General features: G+C 61.7%; 13 protein-coding genes and 1 pseudogene. 9 read left to right on the top strand and 5 right to left on the bottom strand.

What is annotated here, in order from left to right:
* From ACZM96_RS06120 to ychF, 6 genes and pseudogenes are all read left to right on the top strand, one after another.
* Window positions 1-340 (top strand): annotated as a pseudogene (locus tag ACZM96_RS06120) (hypothetical protein); the annotation flags it as partial.
* Window positions 341-844: 504 nt separating this feature from the next.
* Window positions 845-2281: an Asp-tRNA(Asn)/Glu-tRNA(Gln) amidotransferase subunit GatB gene (gatB, locus tag ACZM96_RS06125; RefSeq protein WP_489487941.1), complete on the top strand. Its 1437-nt coding sequence runs from the start codon at window positions 845-847 to the stop codon at window positions 2279-2281.
* Between the two features lie 67 nt (window positions 2282-2348).
* Complete coding sequence (locus ACZM96_RS06130) at window positions 2349-5006, top strand: penicillin-binding protein 1A (protein WP_489487942.1); 2658 nt, start codon at window positions 2349-2351, stop codon at window positions 5004-5006.
* 247 nt (window positions 5007-5253) lie between these two features.
* A complete protein-coding gene (locus ACZM96_RS06135) occupies window positions 5254-5433 on the top strand; it encodes a hypothetical protein (protein ID WP_489487944.1) in 180 nt (59 codons plus the stop codon).
* Window positions 5430-6287 carry a ubiquinone/menaquinone biosynthesis methyltransferase gene (locus tag ACZM96_RS06140; RefSeq protein WP_489487946.1) on the top strand — a complete coding sequence of 286 codons (858 nt, stop codon included), beginning with the start codon at window positions 5430-5432 and terminating at the stop codon, window positions 6285-6287. The genes ACZM96_RS06135 and ACZM96_RS06140 overlap by 4 nt, the downstream gene beginning before the upstream one ends.
* A gap of 31 nt (window positions 6288-6318) precedes the next feature.
* On the top strand, window positions 6319-7422 hold the full coding sequence (gene ychF, locus ACZM96_RS06145) for a redox-regulated ATPase YchF (protein WP_489487948.1): 1104 nt from the start codon (window positions 6319-6321) through the stop codon (window positions 7420-7422).
* 268 nt (window positions 7423-7690) lie between these two features.
* Here the strand turns inward: ychF and ACZM96_RS06150 are convergent, their stop codons facing one another.
* From ACZM96_RS06150 to ACZM96_RS06160, 3 genes are all read right to left on the bottom strand, one after another.
* Window positions 7691-8104: a lysozyme inhibitor LprI family protein gene (locus ACZM96_RS06150; protein ID WP_489487950.1), complete on the bottom strand. Its 414-nt coding sequence runs from the start codon at window positions 8102-8104 to the stop codon at window positions 7691-7693.
* Window positions 8105-8346: 242 nt separating this feature from the next.
* Window positions 8347-9048 (bottom strand): tellurite resistance TerB family protein, encoded by a 702-nt coding sequence (locus ACZM96_RS06155; RefSeq protein ID WP_489487952.1) that lies wholly within the window; start codon window positions 9046-9048, stop codon window positions 8347-8349.
* A gap of 108 nt (window positions 9049-9156) precedes the next feature.
* Window positions 9157-10602 (bottom strand): phospholipase D-like domain-containing protein, encoded by a 1446-nt coding sequence (locus ACZM96_RS06160; RefSeq protein WP_489487953.1) that lies wholly within the window; start codon window positions 10600-10602, stop codon window positions 9157-9159.
* 204 nt (window positions 10603-10806) lie between these two features.
* Between ACZM96_RS06160 and ACZM96_RS06165 the strand changes: the two genes are divergently transcribed.
* The 3 genes from ACZM96_RS06165 to ACZM96_RS06175 all read left to right on the top strand — a co-directional run bounded on the left by ACZM96_RS06165 (window position 10807) and on the right by ACZM96_RS06175 (window position 13290).
* Window positions 10807-11592: a nitroreductase family protein gene (locus tag ACZM96_RS06165; protein WP_489487954.1), complete on the top strand. Its 786-nt coding sequence runs from the start codon at window positions 10807-10809 to the stop codon at window positions 11590-11592.
* Window positions 11589-12446, top strand: a complete 858-nt coding sequence (locus ACZM96_RS06170) for a DUF368 domain-containing protein (RefSeq protein WP_489487955.1) — start codon at window positions 11589-11591, stop codon at window positions 12444-12446. The genes ACZM96_RS06165 and ACZM96_RS06170 overlap by 4 nt, the downstream gene beginning before the upstream one ends.
* A gap of 208 nt (window positions 12447-12654) precedes the next feature.
* On the top strand, window positions 12655-13290 hold the full coding sequence (locus ACZM96_RS06175; RefSeq protein ID WP_489487957.1) for a hypothetical protein: 636 nt from the start codon (window positions 12655-12657) through the stop codon (window positions 13288-13290).
* Window positions 13291-13733: 443 nt separating this feature from the next.
* On the opposite strand, the gene ACZM96_RS06180 is transcribed toward ACZM96_RS06175, so the two are convergent.
* Both ACZM96_RS06180 and ligA read right to left on the bottom strand, forming a co-directional pair.
* Entirely contained in the window at window positions 13734-14165 is a 432-nt protein-coding gene (locus tag ACZM96_RS06180) for a TOBE domain-containing protein (protein ID WP_489487958.1), read from the bottom strand.
* A gap of 199 nt (window positions 14166-14364) precedes the next feature.
* The coding region (gene ligA / locus ACZM96_RS06185; RefSeq protein ID WP_489487960.1) for an NAD-dependent DNA ligase LigA at window positions 14365-15937 on the bottom strand (1573 nt) is incomplete at its 5' end.

Genomic DNA, 15937 nt, shown 5'->3' on the forward strand with positions numbered 1-15937 from the left:
AAGGATTCCTTTCATTGGTTCTTGGAGTGGAGGCCCGCTCACCATTCCCTCCATGAACGCCCAGCTCGTCACGCCCATCTGTCCCTTTGCCGGAGGCTTTCCCCCCATCGCACTGCCCGCCTCTTCCTGCATCCGGCTGGAAGCCTGCCGTCAGGGCGATCAGGTGCTGCTTTCCGTGGACGGACAGGAAAATCTGCCGCTGGACTTCGGCGACGTGCTGGAAATCCAGGGCACGCCCGATCAGCTCCACATGCTCGTGAGCGACAAGAACTGGTACCTGCGCCGCCTCATCGATCGCGGCATCGTCACCTCCGGGCCGGGCAGACGGGAAAACGGCTGAAAAAAGCCTTCCGCGCTCCGCCTCGCCCGGCGAAAACGCGCGCCCGCTCCCCCTTCCCCCGCGCCGAGGCAGGGCGCATGCCCCACAACGCCCTGCGACTCCCGCGCCGCATCTTTTCCAGAAAACGCAGCTGTTCGTCATCCCTGCGTTCGGAGAATTCGACGCGCCTCGCCCGGCGCATTCTCTTCCTTCCGGGCTTCCCTGCATTCGGAGGCTCCCGCGCAACTTTGTCCGAAAGCGCGACTTTTGCGTTCCGCGTGCTCAGTTTGCTCCCGCGCCTCGTCGGCGCGATCCGGTTTGCCGTCCGTCCTGCGCGGAAAGCAATTCTTCGCTTTTTCCGCCGGGTTGGCCCGTCCGCGTCACTCTCCCCCGCGACCGCCGTTCCCTCCCGCGACGCCCTGAACGCGCTCCCGGGTTTCGCTTGAGCCCCGGGCCTTTTAATGATAGCAATACAGATTCCTCCATTCGGAGCTTTGTTTACCAGCTATTTTCAGGGAGTACCCCATGTCTGCATACGAGGCTGTCATCGGCCTGGAAGTACATGTACACCTGGCCACGGCCAGCAAACTTTTCTGTTCCTGCCCCAACTCCTTCGGCGACGAGCCGAACACCAACGTCTGCGAAGTGTGCTCCGGCATGCCCGGCGTGCTGCCCGTGCTGAACCGCAAGGCCGTGGAATACGCCACGCGCATGGCCCTCGCCATCCACGCGCAGATCAATCAGCGCTCCCAGTTCGCCCGCAAGAACTACTTCTATCCCGACATGCCCAAGGACTATCAGATATCGCAGTTCGAGCTTCCGCTGTGCGAACACGGCTGGCTCGACATCACGGTCAACGGACAGAAGCGCCGCATCGGCATCACCCGCATTCACATGGAAGACGACGCGGGCAAGAACATCCATCCGCAGGGCGAAAACTTCAGCTACGTGGACCTCAACCGCGCCGGCACCCCGCTCATCGAAATCGTGAGCGAACCTGATCTGCGCAGCGCCGAAGAGGCCGTGGCCTACCTCAAGAAGCTGCACGCCATGGTGGTGAGCCTCGGCATCAGCAACGGCAACATGGAGGAAGGCTGCTTCCGCTGCGACGCCAACGTGTCCATCCGTCCGCGCGGTGAAACAAAGCTCGGCACCCGCACCGAACTGAAGAACCTCAACTCCTTCCGCAACGTGCAGCGCGCCATCGAATTTGAAATCGCCAGGCAGTCCGATCTGCTCGACGACGGCGAAAAGGTGATTCAGGAAACCCGCCTCTACGACGCGAACCGCAACCTCACCGCGCCCATGCGCAGCAAGGAAGACGCGCAGGACTACCGCTACTTCCCCGACCCCGACCTTCTGCCCGTGGTCATTACCGACGAGGAACTCGCCGAATGGGCCGCCACGCAGCCCGAACTGCCCGAAGCCCGCATGGCCCGCTACATGGGCGAACTCCAGCTGCCCGAACAGGACGCCGAACAGCTCTGCTCCGATCCGCATCTCGCCGAGCTCTTTGAAAAGACCTGCGCGCTCGGCGCTCAGCCCAAGAAGGCGGCCAACATCATGCTCGGCATGCTGCTGCGCGAAATCAATCAGACCGGCGTCAGCAGCGCCGACCTCAAGATCACGCCCGAAGCCATCGCCGAGCTCATCACCATCATCGGCAACGGCACCATTTCCGCCAAGATTGCCGCCGACATCTTCCCCGAGCTCATGAAGGGCGACGTCATGCCCGCGGCGCTCGTCAAGGAACGCGGCCTCGTTCAGGTTTCCGACACCGGCGCCATCGACGCCGCCGTGCAGAAGGTGATCGACGCCCATCCCGCCGAAGTGGAAGCCTACAAGGGCGGCAAAACCAAGCTCGTCAGCTTCTTCGTCGGCCAGGTCATGCGCGAAATGCGCGGCAAGGCGAATCCCGCCATGGTCAACGAAGCTCTGGCCCGTCTGCTCGGCCAGAACTAGCGCACAGTCACGGCGTTCCGCCCCCGGGCGGAACGCTTTCCCCGGACACTTCACTTTCCCTATTGCCATGAGCGACAAAGACTGGAACAACGACAACGGACTCGACAGGCTCGATTTCGGAACGCCCGCCCCCGGCAGGAACAGAAGATCTTCCAGACCCGCGGATGAGGACGACTCCGACAGCGAACTGCTTTCTCTGGACGCTCCCGGAAAATCCCGCAGAAAACGCCGCAAGGGCCGCGGATTCTTCGGCACCATACTCTACATTTTCGGCACGCTGGTCGTGCTCGGCGCGCTGGGCGCGGCCGCAGGCGGCTACATGCTGTATCAGTGGGTGTCCGACGATCTGCCGAGCTTCAGCAAGATCGCCGACTACCGTCCGCCGCTGGTGACCACCGTGCTCGCCCGCGACGGCAGCCTCATCGGCCAGCTCTACCACGAACGGCGTTTTCTCGTCACGCTCGACCAGCTTCCCAAGTTCGTGCCCTTGTCCTTCCTCGCCGTGGAAGACGATCAGTTCTACAATCACCCCGGCGTGGACATCAAGGCCATCGTGCGTGCGGCCATAGCCAACTTCCAGCACGGCTCCACAAGGCAGGGCGGCAGCACCATCACGCAGCAGGTGGTCAAGCGTCTCATGCTCACCCCGGAAAAGAGCTACGAACGCAAGCTCAAGGAAGCCATTCTCGCCTACCGCCTGGAAAAGCAGCTCAGCAAGGACGAAATTCTCACCCTCTACATCAATCAGATATTCCTCGGCAACAACGCCTACGGCGTGGAAGCCGCCGCGCGCGTGTACTTCGCCAAGAACGCCAGGGATCTCACCATTGCCGAAGCCGCGCTCATCGCCGGTCTCGGCCAGTCGCCTTCCGCCTACAATCCCTACCGCAATCCCGAAGCAGCCCAGAACCGTCAGCGTCACGTGCTGCGCCGCCTGCGCGACCTCGGCTGGATAAGCGACGCCCAGTACGACGAAGCCATCAATCAGAAGCTCGAATACAAGGCCATGCCCTCGTCCAATCCCGACGGGGCCTGGTACATGGAAGAAGTGCGCCGCCTGCTCGTGGAAATGTTCTCGGAAGAGAACTGCAAGAAAAACGGCTACGACTTCGGCGTGTACGGCGAAGATGCCGTGTATGAGCTCGGCCTCACCGTCCACACCGCCATGGATCCCTTGCAGCAGAAGGCCGCCAACGAAGGTCTGCGCCACGGTCTGGAAGACGCCACCAAGCGTCACGGCTGGCTCGGACCGGTCAAGCATCTCGAACCTTCCGAATACACGGACTTTCTCAAGAAAAAGGACTTCAAGCTCTCCGATCTCGACGACGACGGCTGGGCGCTTGCGCTCGTGACGAGCGTGAACAAGTCCGGCGCAGACGTGTTGCTCTCCGAAACGCAGCGCGGCTACGTGAGCGTGCGCAACATGAACTGGGCGCGCAAGCCGAACAAGCGCGTGGCCGGTTCCGTCACCGCCGTGGTGATGCGCGACGCCACAAAAGTGGTCAAGCCCGGCGACGTCATCTGGGTTTCCCGCGACAAGACGCCTGCCGCGCCCGCCAAGGCCCAGAAGAAAAACACCAAGGGCAAAAACGTGACGGAAGCGCCCAAAAACGTGCAGGACGCCGTGCTGCGTCCCCATGAGGCCGTCATTGCCCTGCGACTCCAGCAGTATCCCGACGTGCAGGGTGCCATGGTGTCCATCGAGCCGCAGAGCGGCGACGTGGTGGCCATGGTGGGCGGCTATTCCTTCGGCAGCTCCGGCTCCCAGTTCAACCGCGTCACGCAGGCGCAGCGCCAGCCCGGCTCCTCGTTCAAGCCCATCGTCTATTCCGCGGCGCTCGACAACGGCTTCACCCCCGCCTCCATGCTGCTCGACGCCCCCATCATCCTCATCGACAAGTGGACGAAAAAAGCCTGGCGTCCCGGCAACGACGACGGCAAGTTCAACGGCCCCATGCCGCTCTTCCGCGCTCTCGCCCGCTCCCGCAACCTCTGCACCGTGCGCGTGGCGCAGCAGATGGGCGTGGAACACATCATTGCCCGCGCCAAGGCCCTGCGACTCACGCCCGAGTTCCCGGCCACCCTGTCCATCAGTCTGGGCGCCGTGGCCGTGTCTCCGCTCAATCTGGCGCAGGCCTACACCGCCTTCGCCAACGGCGGCAAGGTCAGCTCGCCGCGCTTCATCACCAGCATTCAGGGCCCCTGGGGCAACACCATCTATGAAAGCCAGCCCGAATCCGTGCAGGCCATCACGCCGCAGAACGCCTACGTCATGGCCAAGCTGCTCGAAGGCGTGGTGAACTTCGGCACCGGCGGCAAGGCCCGCGTGCTGGGTCGCCCGCTCGGCGGCAAAACCGGCACCACCAACGACGAAAACGACGCCTGGTTCATCGGCATGACGCCCTACCTCGTCACCGCCACCTACATAGGCTACGATCAGCTTCAGCCCATGGGCCGCGGCGAAACGGGCTCCGGCGCCGCCCTGCCCGCCTACATCTACTATGCCAAGGAGGCGCTCAAGGCCTATCCGCCCGACGACTTCCCCAAGCCCGACGGCATCGTGTTCGCCGACGCCGACGGCATGAGCATGCCCTTCATTGAAGGCACCGAACCCGGCACGGGCTACGGCCTCGACGCCCTCGACGGCGACGTCGATCCCGCGCTCGTTCAGCAGGTGGAGGAACAGGCACAGCAGGGCGAAGATCTGCTCAAAGACATGTTCTAACCGCTCGCCGGGAGCGGGCCGCGCGGGTCTCTCCCGGCGTCAGAGCGCAGCCTCGGCTGCGCGCCGGAACGCAGACCGGAACGCAGATCCGAAAAGCGCCGTTCAATACACGTCAACATAAAAAGGCTGGGGGGGCATTCCTTCCCGTCTTTTTGACCCGCCCGGTTCCCAGCCGCGGTGGCCGGGGCCATTCCCCACAGGCGGGTTTTTTTGCCTTCAGCTTGCGGCCTCGCCGCAGGAGTTCATAATGGAAAAACTGGAACGTGAAATCATGCAGGTGAGCAAGGAAATCGCGGTGAAGTTCATCGAATCGCAGCGCCTTTCTCCCAGCAATTTCGAGGAAATCTTCCCCTCCATCTACCGCGTGGTCATGGACACCGCCCTGAAGGGCAGAGAACGCCTCGAAGAGGAAGGAGACGAGCAGTGAGTCAGAACATGCCCGGCGACGAATCCCTTTCCCGGAAGCAGGAGTCCGCATCTTCTGCCGAAAACAGCCGTCCCGCGGCGGACGCGGCCGCAGACAACGCCAGCACTTCCGCAGACGCGGCGTCTTCCGAACGCGCGTCCTCCCAGGAGCCCGGCGACGAGCACACCCGCAACGTGTCGGAAATGTTCGGCCGCATGACGCCGTGGTACGACCTGCAGAACCGCGTGTTCAGCCTCTTTCTGGACTGCTGGTGGCGGCGCAATCTCGTGCGTTCCGTGGTTCCCGGCCCCACGAACACGGTCATCGACATGGCCGCGGGCACGCTCGACGTCACTCTTGCGCTGATACGCCGCTATCCTGAGCTGCGCGTGTACGCCACGGACATCTGCGAGCCCATGCTCCGCTACGGCGAAGAGCACAAAATGCGCGCCGGCGAACGCTCCCGCGTGACCACCATGGTGGCCGACGCCCGTCACATGCCGCTTCCCGACGGCTGCGCCGACGCCGTGACCATCGCCTTCGGCATACGCAACGTGCGTCCCCGCATGGAGGCTCTGCGCGAAATGCATCGTCTGCTCGTGCCCGGCGGCAGAGCCTGCATTCTGGAATTCGCTCCCGTGTCCACGCCCGTGTTCGGCCCGTGCTATCACTGGTATCTGCGCCACATCATGCCCAAACTCGCCGGACTCGTCAGCCATTCCACGTCGGCCTACGACTACTTTGCCGACACCATCGAAAACTTTCCGAAGCCCGCCGCCTTCAGCGACGAACTGCGCGAGGCGGGCTTTGCCTTTGTTCAGCACATTCCCTTCACGCTGGGCGTCGCCAATCTTCACATAGCCGTGCGCGGCTGATGCGCGTCCCGCCTTATTCCGGAGTTTTGTCATGTCACTGAGTCTAGGTATCGTCGGTCTGCCCAACGTGGGCAAGTCCACCCTGTTCAATGCGCTCACCAAGGCGCAGAACGCCGAAGCCGCCAACTATCCCTTCTGCACCATCGAGCCCAACAAGGCCACCGTGGCCGTGCCCGACAAGCGCGTCGACGCGCTCACCGAGCTCGTGAAGCCCGCCAAAACCATCTACGCCACCGTGGACTTCGTGGACATCGCCGGTCTCGTGCGCGGGGCCAGCAAGGGCGAAGGTCTCGGCAACCAGTTTTTGGCCAACATCCGCGAATGCGCCGCCATCGTGGAAGTGGTGCGCTGCTTCGACGATGAAAACATCGCCCACGTGGACGGCAGCATTGATCCGCTGCGCGACGTGGACACCATTGAAACCGAACTGCTGCTCGCCGACCTCGACACCGCAGAAAAACGCCTCGATACGCTGAAGAAAAAATCCAAGTTCGACAAGGAAATGCAGAAGGCACAGCCCGTGCTCGAAGCGCTTGTCGCCCATCTTGGCGAAGGCAAGCCCGGTTCCACCTTTGAAGTGCCCGAACTCAACGAGCCCTTCAAGCAGGTGTGGCGCGAGCTCTCCCTGCTCACGGCCAAGAAGTTCATCTACTGCGCCAACGTGGACGAAGCCGGCATCGAGGAAGACAACGAGCACGTGAAGGCGCTGCGCAAGCTGGCCGAATCCCGCGGCTGCGGCATGGTGAAGATCTGCGCCCGCCTCGAAGAGGAACTTCAGGGCCTCTCCGACGCCGAACAGGCTGAAATGCTGGAATCCTACGGCATTGAGGAAAGCGGCCTCGAAAACATCATCCGCATGGGCTATCACACGCTCGGTCTGGCAAGCTTCCTGACCGCCGGTCCCAAGGAAGTGCGCGCCTGGACGTTCCGTCAGGGCTGGAAGGCTCCGCAGGCCGCAGGCGTCATCCACACCGACTTTGAAAAGGGCTTCATCCGCGCCGAAGTCATCAGCTACGAAGACTACATGAAGTACAAGTCCGAAGCGGCCTGCCGCGCTGCGGGCGTGCTCCGCGTGGAAGGCAAGGACTATGTGGTCCAGGACGGCGACATGATGAACTTCCTGTTCAACGTGTAAGACTTCCGATGCCGCGTGATCGCCGCCCCTGGAGCGGCGGTTCACGAACAACCTTTCCGCATAAAAAAGGCGCGTGTTGAAACGCGCCTTTTTTATGCACTTCAGATGCTAAAGACATTTCTCAGACAGCTTGTCCGCAGCGGCACGGCGAGCCCCGCGCTCCGTGACGAGCGCATCTTCGGCCTCAGGTTTCGACACGTTTCCGTTCACGAAACAATGCGCCAACGCCTCGGACGCCGTCCGATTCAAGGATACGCGGCACAGGACCCTACTCGCCCTGCCCGGCCATGCTTCCCAGTTCCTGCGCCTGCTTTTTCGTCTCCCTCGCCAGAAAATCCGCGCCGAGAACCGGTCCCATGGTGCCTTCCTCATAGCCCATGATCGCGTCCGACATGGCCTCCTTGTATTGCACCCACAGGCGTTCGGCATTGCGAAGGCGATTCTTGCACGCCTTCGGGTCACTCGTATCGCTGCACCGCTTCATGGCCGACGAGTAATTGCTGTTCAGCTCGGCATCCCAGTACTTGTAGGCCTCGTCAAGGCATACGCGCATTTCCATCGTCACGCCACCCGACTTTTCCATGCAGGCGTCAAAGCCCGGAGCCAGTTCCTCTTCCGCCAGACACGGCTGCACGGTTCCCAGACACACAAGCAGCGCTCCCACGCCCAGCACTCTTTTCATACTTTTCTCCTTCACAATTTTCCTCCTTCCCCTGCATCGCGCCCTGCGCGCAGGCCGGAGACGTTTCACCCGCAAGAAAAAACTGTCTCAGTGTAGTACAAAAAGCTCGCGCCGCAAAGTCCTGCCGAAACTACGATGCGGCAAAACCCTGCGGCGCAATGCATCAGGCATCATACAGGGCATGTGTCCGCCCCTGCGCACACGGCAAAATAGCGCCGAAAACAAAAAGACGAAACGCTCCTCTAGTCCGGCAGCAGCTGCTGTCTCGCCTGCGCCACTTCCTGCTCCAGCGCCGCCTTTCTCTCGGCGGAGAGGTGCAGCGCCGAGGCAAGACCGTCAAGATAGCTGCGTTCCATAAAATGATCGACGTCCACAATGAGACAGGAGAGCCGATACAAATCGTCGCCCTGCTCCGGCGAGCGCACCTCCGCCGCCAGTCGGGACGGATCAATGGGTTCGCTCATCAGGCCGTTCATGACGGCAGACATGTCTCTGCCCGGCCAGAGCTGCTCCACCAGCTTGAGAATGCGCCCCTGTTCCGTTGCGTCGATATGACCGTCGGCCCGGGCCGTGTACACCATGGCGCGAAGCATGAGCATGGCCGTATTGTCCAGCGCAGGCGCGGGCACGGAGGCCCCGACCGTTGCCCCGGTCGTCTGCCGGGAAAACACTTCGACTTCCTCCGTCTGAGCGCCACGGCTCTGACTCCACTTCTGATAAAAATTCCAGGCCACGGCACCCGCGCCCACCAGGGCGGCGTCCTTCAGCACGCTCTTGGAAACAAAGCTGCCCAGAAGCGCGCCCAGCGCCCCGGCTCCGAGCAGTCCGCCGAGCCCGCCGGGCGCTTTGGAAGTGATATCGGAAGCCGTGTTCTTCGCCTTGTCGGCAAAGGAACCAAGCGTGGATTTGAGTTCAGGGGAATTCAGAATATCGAACAGCGACATGGCAAACTCCTTGCATGACATAAGGTAGCGTATGTTACTCACATACGGCATTGGGCGGATAAGTCAACGCCAGAAGTCTTGCTTAATATTTCGCTATCTTTCAGGGCATCAAATATAGGGACTGAGCAGCCAGCACAGCGAATCGAACAGCTTTGAGGGAAGAGCGGCGCGGTCATAGTCTTCGTAGCGCATCCGACGCGAGCGGGACAGCACCTCGGAGGCATAGTCCGAAAGTTCCTTCTGAAAAGCCGGATCGGCCACCTCGACGTTGAGCTCAAAATTGAGAAAAAGGCTGCGCGGATCGAGATTGGCCGAGCCCATCAGCGCATACCAGTCGTCCACCAGCAGAAGCTTGGTGTGGGCAAACGGCGGCGGCTGATACCAGATGCGCACGCCCATTCTGGCCAGCGCTCCCTGATAGCGGCGGGAGGCGTGATGCACGTAGAAAAGATTGTTCTGCGCCGGAAGGATGACGTCCACCTGCACGCCGCGCTGCACGGCGGCCACCAGAGCGCCGGACAGCTCGCGCGGAGGAATGAAGTACGGCGTGAAAATGACGACACGCCGTCTGGCCGCGGAAATCACGCCGCACAGAAGCTGATGAATGTCTTCCCGGCTGCGGCCGAGGCCGTCGAACACCAGGCGGCAGTGTGACGCGCCCTTCTCCTCAGGTTCCATGAGCGAAGGCGGCGTGGGCAGCTTGCTCACAAAAGCCCAGTCCATGAGAAAGGCTTCCTGCAGGCGCGCGGCCACGGGCCCGGTGCAGCGGAAGTGGATGTCCTGCACGCGTCCGCACCGCGGCAGCGTGACCAGATGATGATCCCCGATGTTCATGCCGCCGGTAAAGGCTACGACGCCGTCGCAGGCGAGCACCTTGCGGTGCGTGCGCAGATTCACGGCAAACATGGGCGGCCACAGGCGCGGCGGCAGAAACATCTGCACCTTCACGCCCTTTTCGCGCAGCTTGCGCCACGGCTTGCGCAGCGAATAGATCATGCCGCCCAGCCCGTCCACAATGAGTCTGACGTCCACGCCGCGTCTGGCTGCAGCTTCAAGCGCGTCGGCAAAGGCGCGGCCCGTATCGTCGCCGCGGAAAATATAGGTGGACAGGCAGACCATGCGTTTGGCCTGTCCTATGGCTTCCAGCATGGCCGGATAGGCCTCTTCGCCGTTCTTCAGAAGTTCCAGCCGGTTGCCGCGCATCATGCGGCGTCCGGTGAGGGCTCGGCCCACCTTCAGAGCCTCCCATTCCGCGGGAAGGGAATCGTCGTCCTCTTCGGCGTTCAGTCGGCGATCCAAAATTCTGTCGGACGAATCCTGCCTTCTGGCCGCCTCGTCGAGAAGCCGTCCGGCCAGACTGTCGGCCCGGCTGATGCCGAAAAGCGAATACGCGAGACTCCCCAGAAAAGGCAGCAGCATGATGCTCGCCACCCATGCCAGAGCGGACTGCGAATCCTTTTTATGCAGCAGCGCATGTATGACGCAGAACACCGCCCAGACAAAACCAACAACGGCGACCAGCGCCCCGAGCACGACAAGAGTCAGCGATTCCATGAATTGTTCCCTGTCTGAGGAAAACCGCAGAGAAAGTGCAGAACCGGCAGCCCGCGGCGCATGTCCGACGCGGCAGTCCGCGTTCTGCCGCAGAAAGGAAAACCGATGCCGACGGCGACGTCGCCAAAAGGAAGTTCTTCCCCTTTCACGCATTTTCCTCTATGCTGCACGGACATTCTTTAGCATATACCTTCAGGAAAAGCCATGATACACATTGAGGATTCCCGTTGCGTCCGTTGCGGGCTTTGCGCCCGAGTCTGCCCCCTGCACTGCTTTCACGTTTCCGACGAAGGCGTGCGCATTCATCATGAGGAATACTGCATGCACTGCGGTCACTGCGCGGCCGTCTGTCCTCAGGCCGCCGTGCAGCTGGACGGCGTGAATCCCGACACGCTCGCTCCCGCGGCTCCGCTGCCCGATGAGGACAGTCTTGCGGCGCTCATCCGCGGCCGCCGTTCCGTGCGCGAGTTCAAGGAACAGGACGTGCCGGAAGATCTGCTGCTGAAAGCTCTGGATGTCGCACGCTACGCGCCCACGGGCAAGAATCTGGAAAACGTGAGCTGGCTGGTGCTGGAAGGCAGGGACGTTCTGCGCCGCGTGGCGGACGCCGTGGTCAACGCCTTCCGCGGCGACAAGCGGCTCGCCGGCGTGGTGCTTGCCCACGATCGGGGCGGGGATCCCATTTTCCGCGGCGCGCCCTGCGCGGTGTTCGCCTGCGCAGGCGGCTCCTATGATCTCGACATCGTGAACTGTTCCATTGCCGTGTCCGCGCTTGATCTGCTGCTTCCCGTCATGGGCCTCGGCGGCTGCTGGGCCGGCTACGTCATGCGGGCGGCGGCCATGAGCGAAGACGTGCGCAAGGCCATGGGCACGGAAGACGGCCTCATCCCCATGGCGGGACTCATGATAGGCGTTCCCGACATCCGCTATCGCCGCATTCCTTCCCGTCGCGAACTGCGCGTGCGCCTGGTGAAGGGAGACAAGGAATGAGGGAAAAGCTGCGCTACCTCCTCTGCGGCCTGGCCATGGGCGCCGCCGACGTGGTGCCCGGCGTGTCCGGCGGCACCATTGCCTTCATCACCGGCATCTACGACAAGCTGCTGAACGGCATCAAGGCCTTCAACGTCACGTTCTTCCGGCTCTTTTTCACCGGTCGCTTCAAGGAAGCCTGCGCGGGCATTCCCTGGGGCTTTCTGCTGCCGCTGGTCATCGGCATAGGCACGTCCATCTTCAGTCTTGCGCGCCTGACCCTCTATCTGCTTCACGCCTGGCCCGAAGCTCTGTGGGCCTTCTTTTTCGGGCTCATCATCTCGTCCATCGTGCTCATGACCCGAGGCCAGAGCATGCCCGCAGGCAACGTGCTGCTGCTTGTCGCGGGAGCCGTGGCGGCCTGGTTCGTCACCGGAGCCGAAGCCATGACGGCCTCCCACGCTCTGCCGAACATCTTCGTTGCCGGATTCATCGCCCTGTGCGCCATGATTCTGCCCGGCATATCCGGCTCGTTCATGCTGGTCGTCATGGGACAATACGCCTTCATCCTTTCCGCGGTGGTGCATCTCAATCTGCCGGTGCTTCTCACCTTCATCGCCGGGGGCCTGTGCGGACTCATGAGCTTCAGCCGCGTGCTCGCGGCATGCTTCCGACGCTATCCCTCGCAGACCAACGCGGTGCTCATCGGCTTCATGGCCGGATCGCTGCGCACGGTATGGCCGTGGCACAACGGCACGCTGCCCGCGCTGCCGCCGGCCATGGACGGCATGGTGCTGCTCGCACTTCTCACCTGTGCCTGCGGCGTGGCTCTGCCCTTGCTGGTGCAATACATTGCCACGAAAAAAACGTTCTAGCATTCGTCCGTTTTCTGTATCCATGCAGAAAGCGGACTCTTTTTTCCTGCAACTTTGTCTTTGAAGCAAACGTTACGCTTTTTCTTCATCGACACCGCTTGACAAGCGCGTTCTTCACGGCGAATATCCATCACCCTTTCCCCGGTCTGTGGGCGGAAATCCGCTGTCTTTTCCGCAAAAAAACAGACTTCATAACGATGTGATTGCCATGAATATCCGCTTTTCATCTTTGCAGAACAGGGAATTTTTATCTGATCTGAAAACCATTGCCTGCGCACTGCGCCTTCTCTTCGGGCTCGGACTGGGCATTCTCGCTCTTTTCCTCATTTTCTGGTGGGATGCCGGATGCCTTCACCCCTTTGCGGAAGTCGGCCCCACGGAGTTCAGCCAGACGCTGCTGCTTCTGGCAAGCACGGCGCTTTTCTTTTCCGAGGCGCGCCGCTGTCCGGACATGCGCCGGGCCCTGACGCTTGTCGGAGGTCTCACCGGCTGCATGCTCATACGCGAGCAGGACTACTTTCTCGACATGATCTCTCACGGCTGCTGGAAGTGGCCGGCCCTCACGCTGGCTTTCGGCTGTCTGGCCTTTGCTGTCTCGAATCTGCGCGACGCCGTAACAGGACTGGCACGACTGATCCGCTGGCGGCACTTTCCTCTTCTTCTCGCAGGGCTCGTCATTGTTCTGGCGTATTCCCGCCTGTTCGGCACAAGCATGCTGTGGAAAACGCTGCTGCCGGACGGCGACTGGCGCGCCGCCAAAAATGCGATGGAGGAATCCAGCGAACTGCTCGGATACGCGCTTATCCTGACCTCCGCGCTGCTGCTGCGCTTCGGCAAAAAATAGTACGCCGCTCTCACAACCGGAGGGCGACGCATGCGCCGTCGCAAGCCCCGGCTTTTCCCGACGCCTCGATTCAGCACGCCTCAATCCGGCATGAAGACGCAGCCTTGTCACGACTTCAGAGCCTGCGCGTCTCGCCTGGAACCGACATGGGGGAAGGGAACAAAGGATGCTGGAAGTACGGCGTCAAAGCTGCCGCGACGCCAAAACATGAAAAGACGCGACGCAGAAACACGGCATCATCGACGGAATCAGCGATGCGACGCCCGGGCATCAGAAACATGCGTTTGAGACACCGCGGCAGAGAGACGCCATCAAAAAGACACGAAAAAGGGGCACGCGAAAGCGTGCCCCTTTGCCTGTACAGGAAAAGTTCTTCCAACCAGAAGCAATCTGCGCTGCCTGCCGTTCGGCTTGACGCCGCCCGCCCGTGCAGGTTTTGAGCGTTACTTCTTGACGGCGATCAGAACGTTGGGAGACTTGAACATGGCGACCACGGTGCAGCCGCGTTCCAGACGCAGACGGTTCACGCCTTCCAGCGTGACGGTGGCGTTGATTTCCATGCCGCTGGGGGTCTGAATGAGCACTTCGCCGTTGACGAAGCCGCGCACCAGCTTGACCACCTTGCCGGTGAACTGGTTGCGGCAGGAAAATTCGTATTCGTTGTCGTCAGCCACAAGCATGATTTCCGTCGCCTTGACAAGGGCCACGGCTTCCTTGCCTTCGGCCAGGGAAAGATTCTGGAAGCTGGCGTGGGAAATCTGGCCGTAAATCTTTTCTCCGGTTTCCAGGGTCACTTCGACCTCATCGCTGAGGCTTCCGGGGATAACAGCAGTGATTTTTCCGGGATAGGCATTGCGAGAGCTGGTCTTCATCATAATCTCCTGATCAAATAAACGCTTATCAGCATATCTCCTCACGGCCACATGATACACAGCCAGACCGCCTCCGCGGCCCCGGCAACTGCCATCCATCGTCCGTCCATGGGAGGACACTGAAAAAAATCTGGCCCATCATATCCAATAAAACACCAACGCGCAAGTGCGGCAAGGGGCTTTTTCGATACCCGACGGGAGATTACTGACGGCTTTTCTCCTGAAGCAGGGCAAGAAAGCCGTCTTCATCCAGAACGGTGATACCCAGAGTTCTGGCCTTGTCAAGCTTGGAGCCGGGGTTTGCGCCAACAATCAGATAATCCAGCGTCTTCGACACCCCGGACGCCACGTTGGCTCCGGCGGCTTCGGCCATTCTGCGGTACTCGTCGCGCGGGCGGGAAAGCGTGCCTGTAAAGAGCACCTTGCGCCCGGCAAGCGCGCCCGTGCCCTCTTCTTTTCGTCCGCCCTTCGGCCAGAGTCCCATGTCGCGGAAGCGCTCCAGAAGTTCACGGTTGGAATCCGTTTCAAAAAAGGCACGGATGCTGCCCGCCACCTCGGGACCGATGTCCGGCAGGCTCATGAGCTCCTCTACTCCGGCCTTTTCCAGCTCGTCCATGTCGTGAAAATGCTCGGCCAGCGTGCGCGCGGTCTGCTCGCCCACCTGACGTATGCCCAGCGCGGCAATGAAGCGCGTCAGCGTCGCGGAACTCTTCGCCTGTTCCAGCGCGGCCACGAAATTGCCCGCAGACACCTCGCCCATGCGCTCATAGCTCATGAGCTCCTCTTTAGTCACGGTGAACAGATCCGCCGGACTCTTCACACGCCCGGATTCAATGAGCGCCTCCACCCATTTCGCCCCCACGCCGTCCACGTCCAGTCCGGCCTTGGACACGAAATGCACGATGCTGCGCATGATGACCGCCGGACAGGCCATGTTCAGGCATCGCCACGCCGCCTCTCCTTCCAGTCTCCTAGCCGGAGAGCCGCACACGGGACACACGTGCGGAAATTCAAAGGGAGCCAGTCCTTCCGGTCTTTTTTCCAGCACGGGCCCGATCACATCGGGAATCACGTCCCCGGCGCGCTGGATGATGACGATATCGTTCTCGCGCAGATCAAGACGGCGGATTTCATCCTCGTTGTGCAGCGTGGCCCGGCTCACCATCACGCCGCCGAGACTCACGGGCTCGAGTTCCGCCACAGGCGTGAGCACGCCCGTGCGTCCCACCTGAATGGCTATCTTCTTCAAGCGCGTTTCCGCCTTGCGGGAGGTGAACTTCCAGGCCACGGCAAAACGGGGAGCGCGTGCCGTAAAGCCCAGCGCAGCCTGTGCCTCCCGGTTGTCCAGCTTGTACACCACGCCGTCTATCTCAAAGGGCAGATCGTCGCGCACGCTCTCCAGGTGCCTGTAGTACGCGAGCGCCTCGTCCGCATTCCGGCAAAGACGCCCCTCGGGAGGCGTATCGAAGCCCCAGTCCTTCAGCGAGGCCATGAGCGCCGAATGCGTCGGCCACAAAGTCATGCCCGGCGCGTCCACCTCGCCGAGACTGTACGCCAGAAAACGCAGCTTGCGGCTCGCCGTCACGTTGGTGTCGAGCTGACGCAGCGAACCCGCCGCGGCGTTGCGCGGATTGGCAAAACGCTTCTGTCCGAGTTCGGTCTGCCGTTTGTTCAGCTCCTCGAATTCCCGGCGGAACATGAGCACTTCCCCGCGAATCTCGATGCGGCGCGGAAAGGGTCCGTTGCCCCGCAGATGAAGCGGCAGATTGCGCACC

Source organism: Mailhella sp., assembly GCF_057866825.1.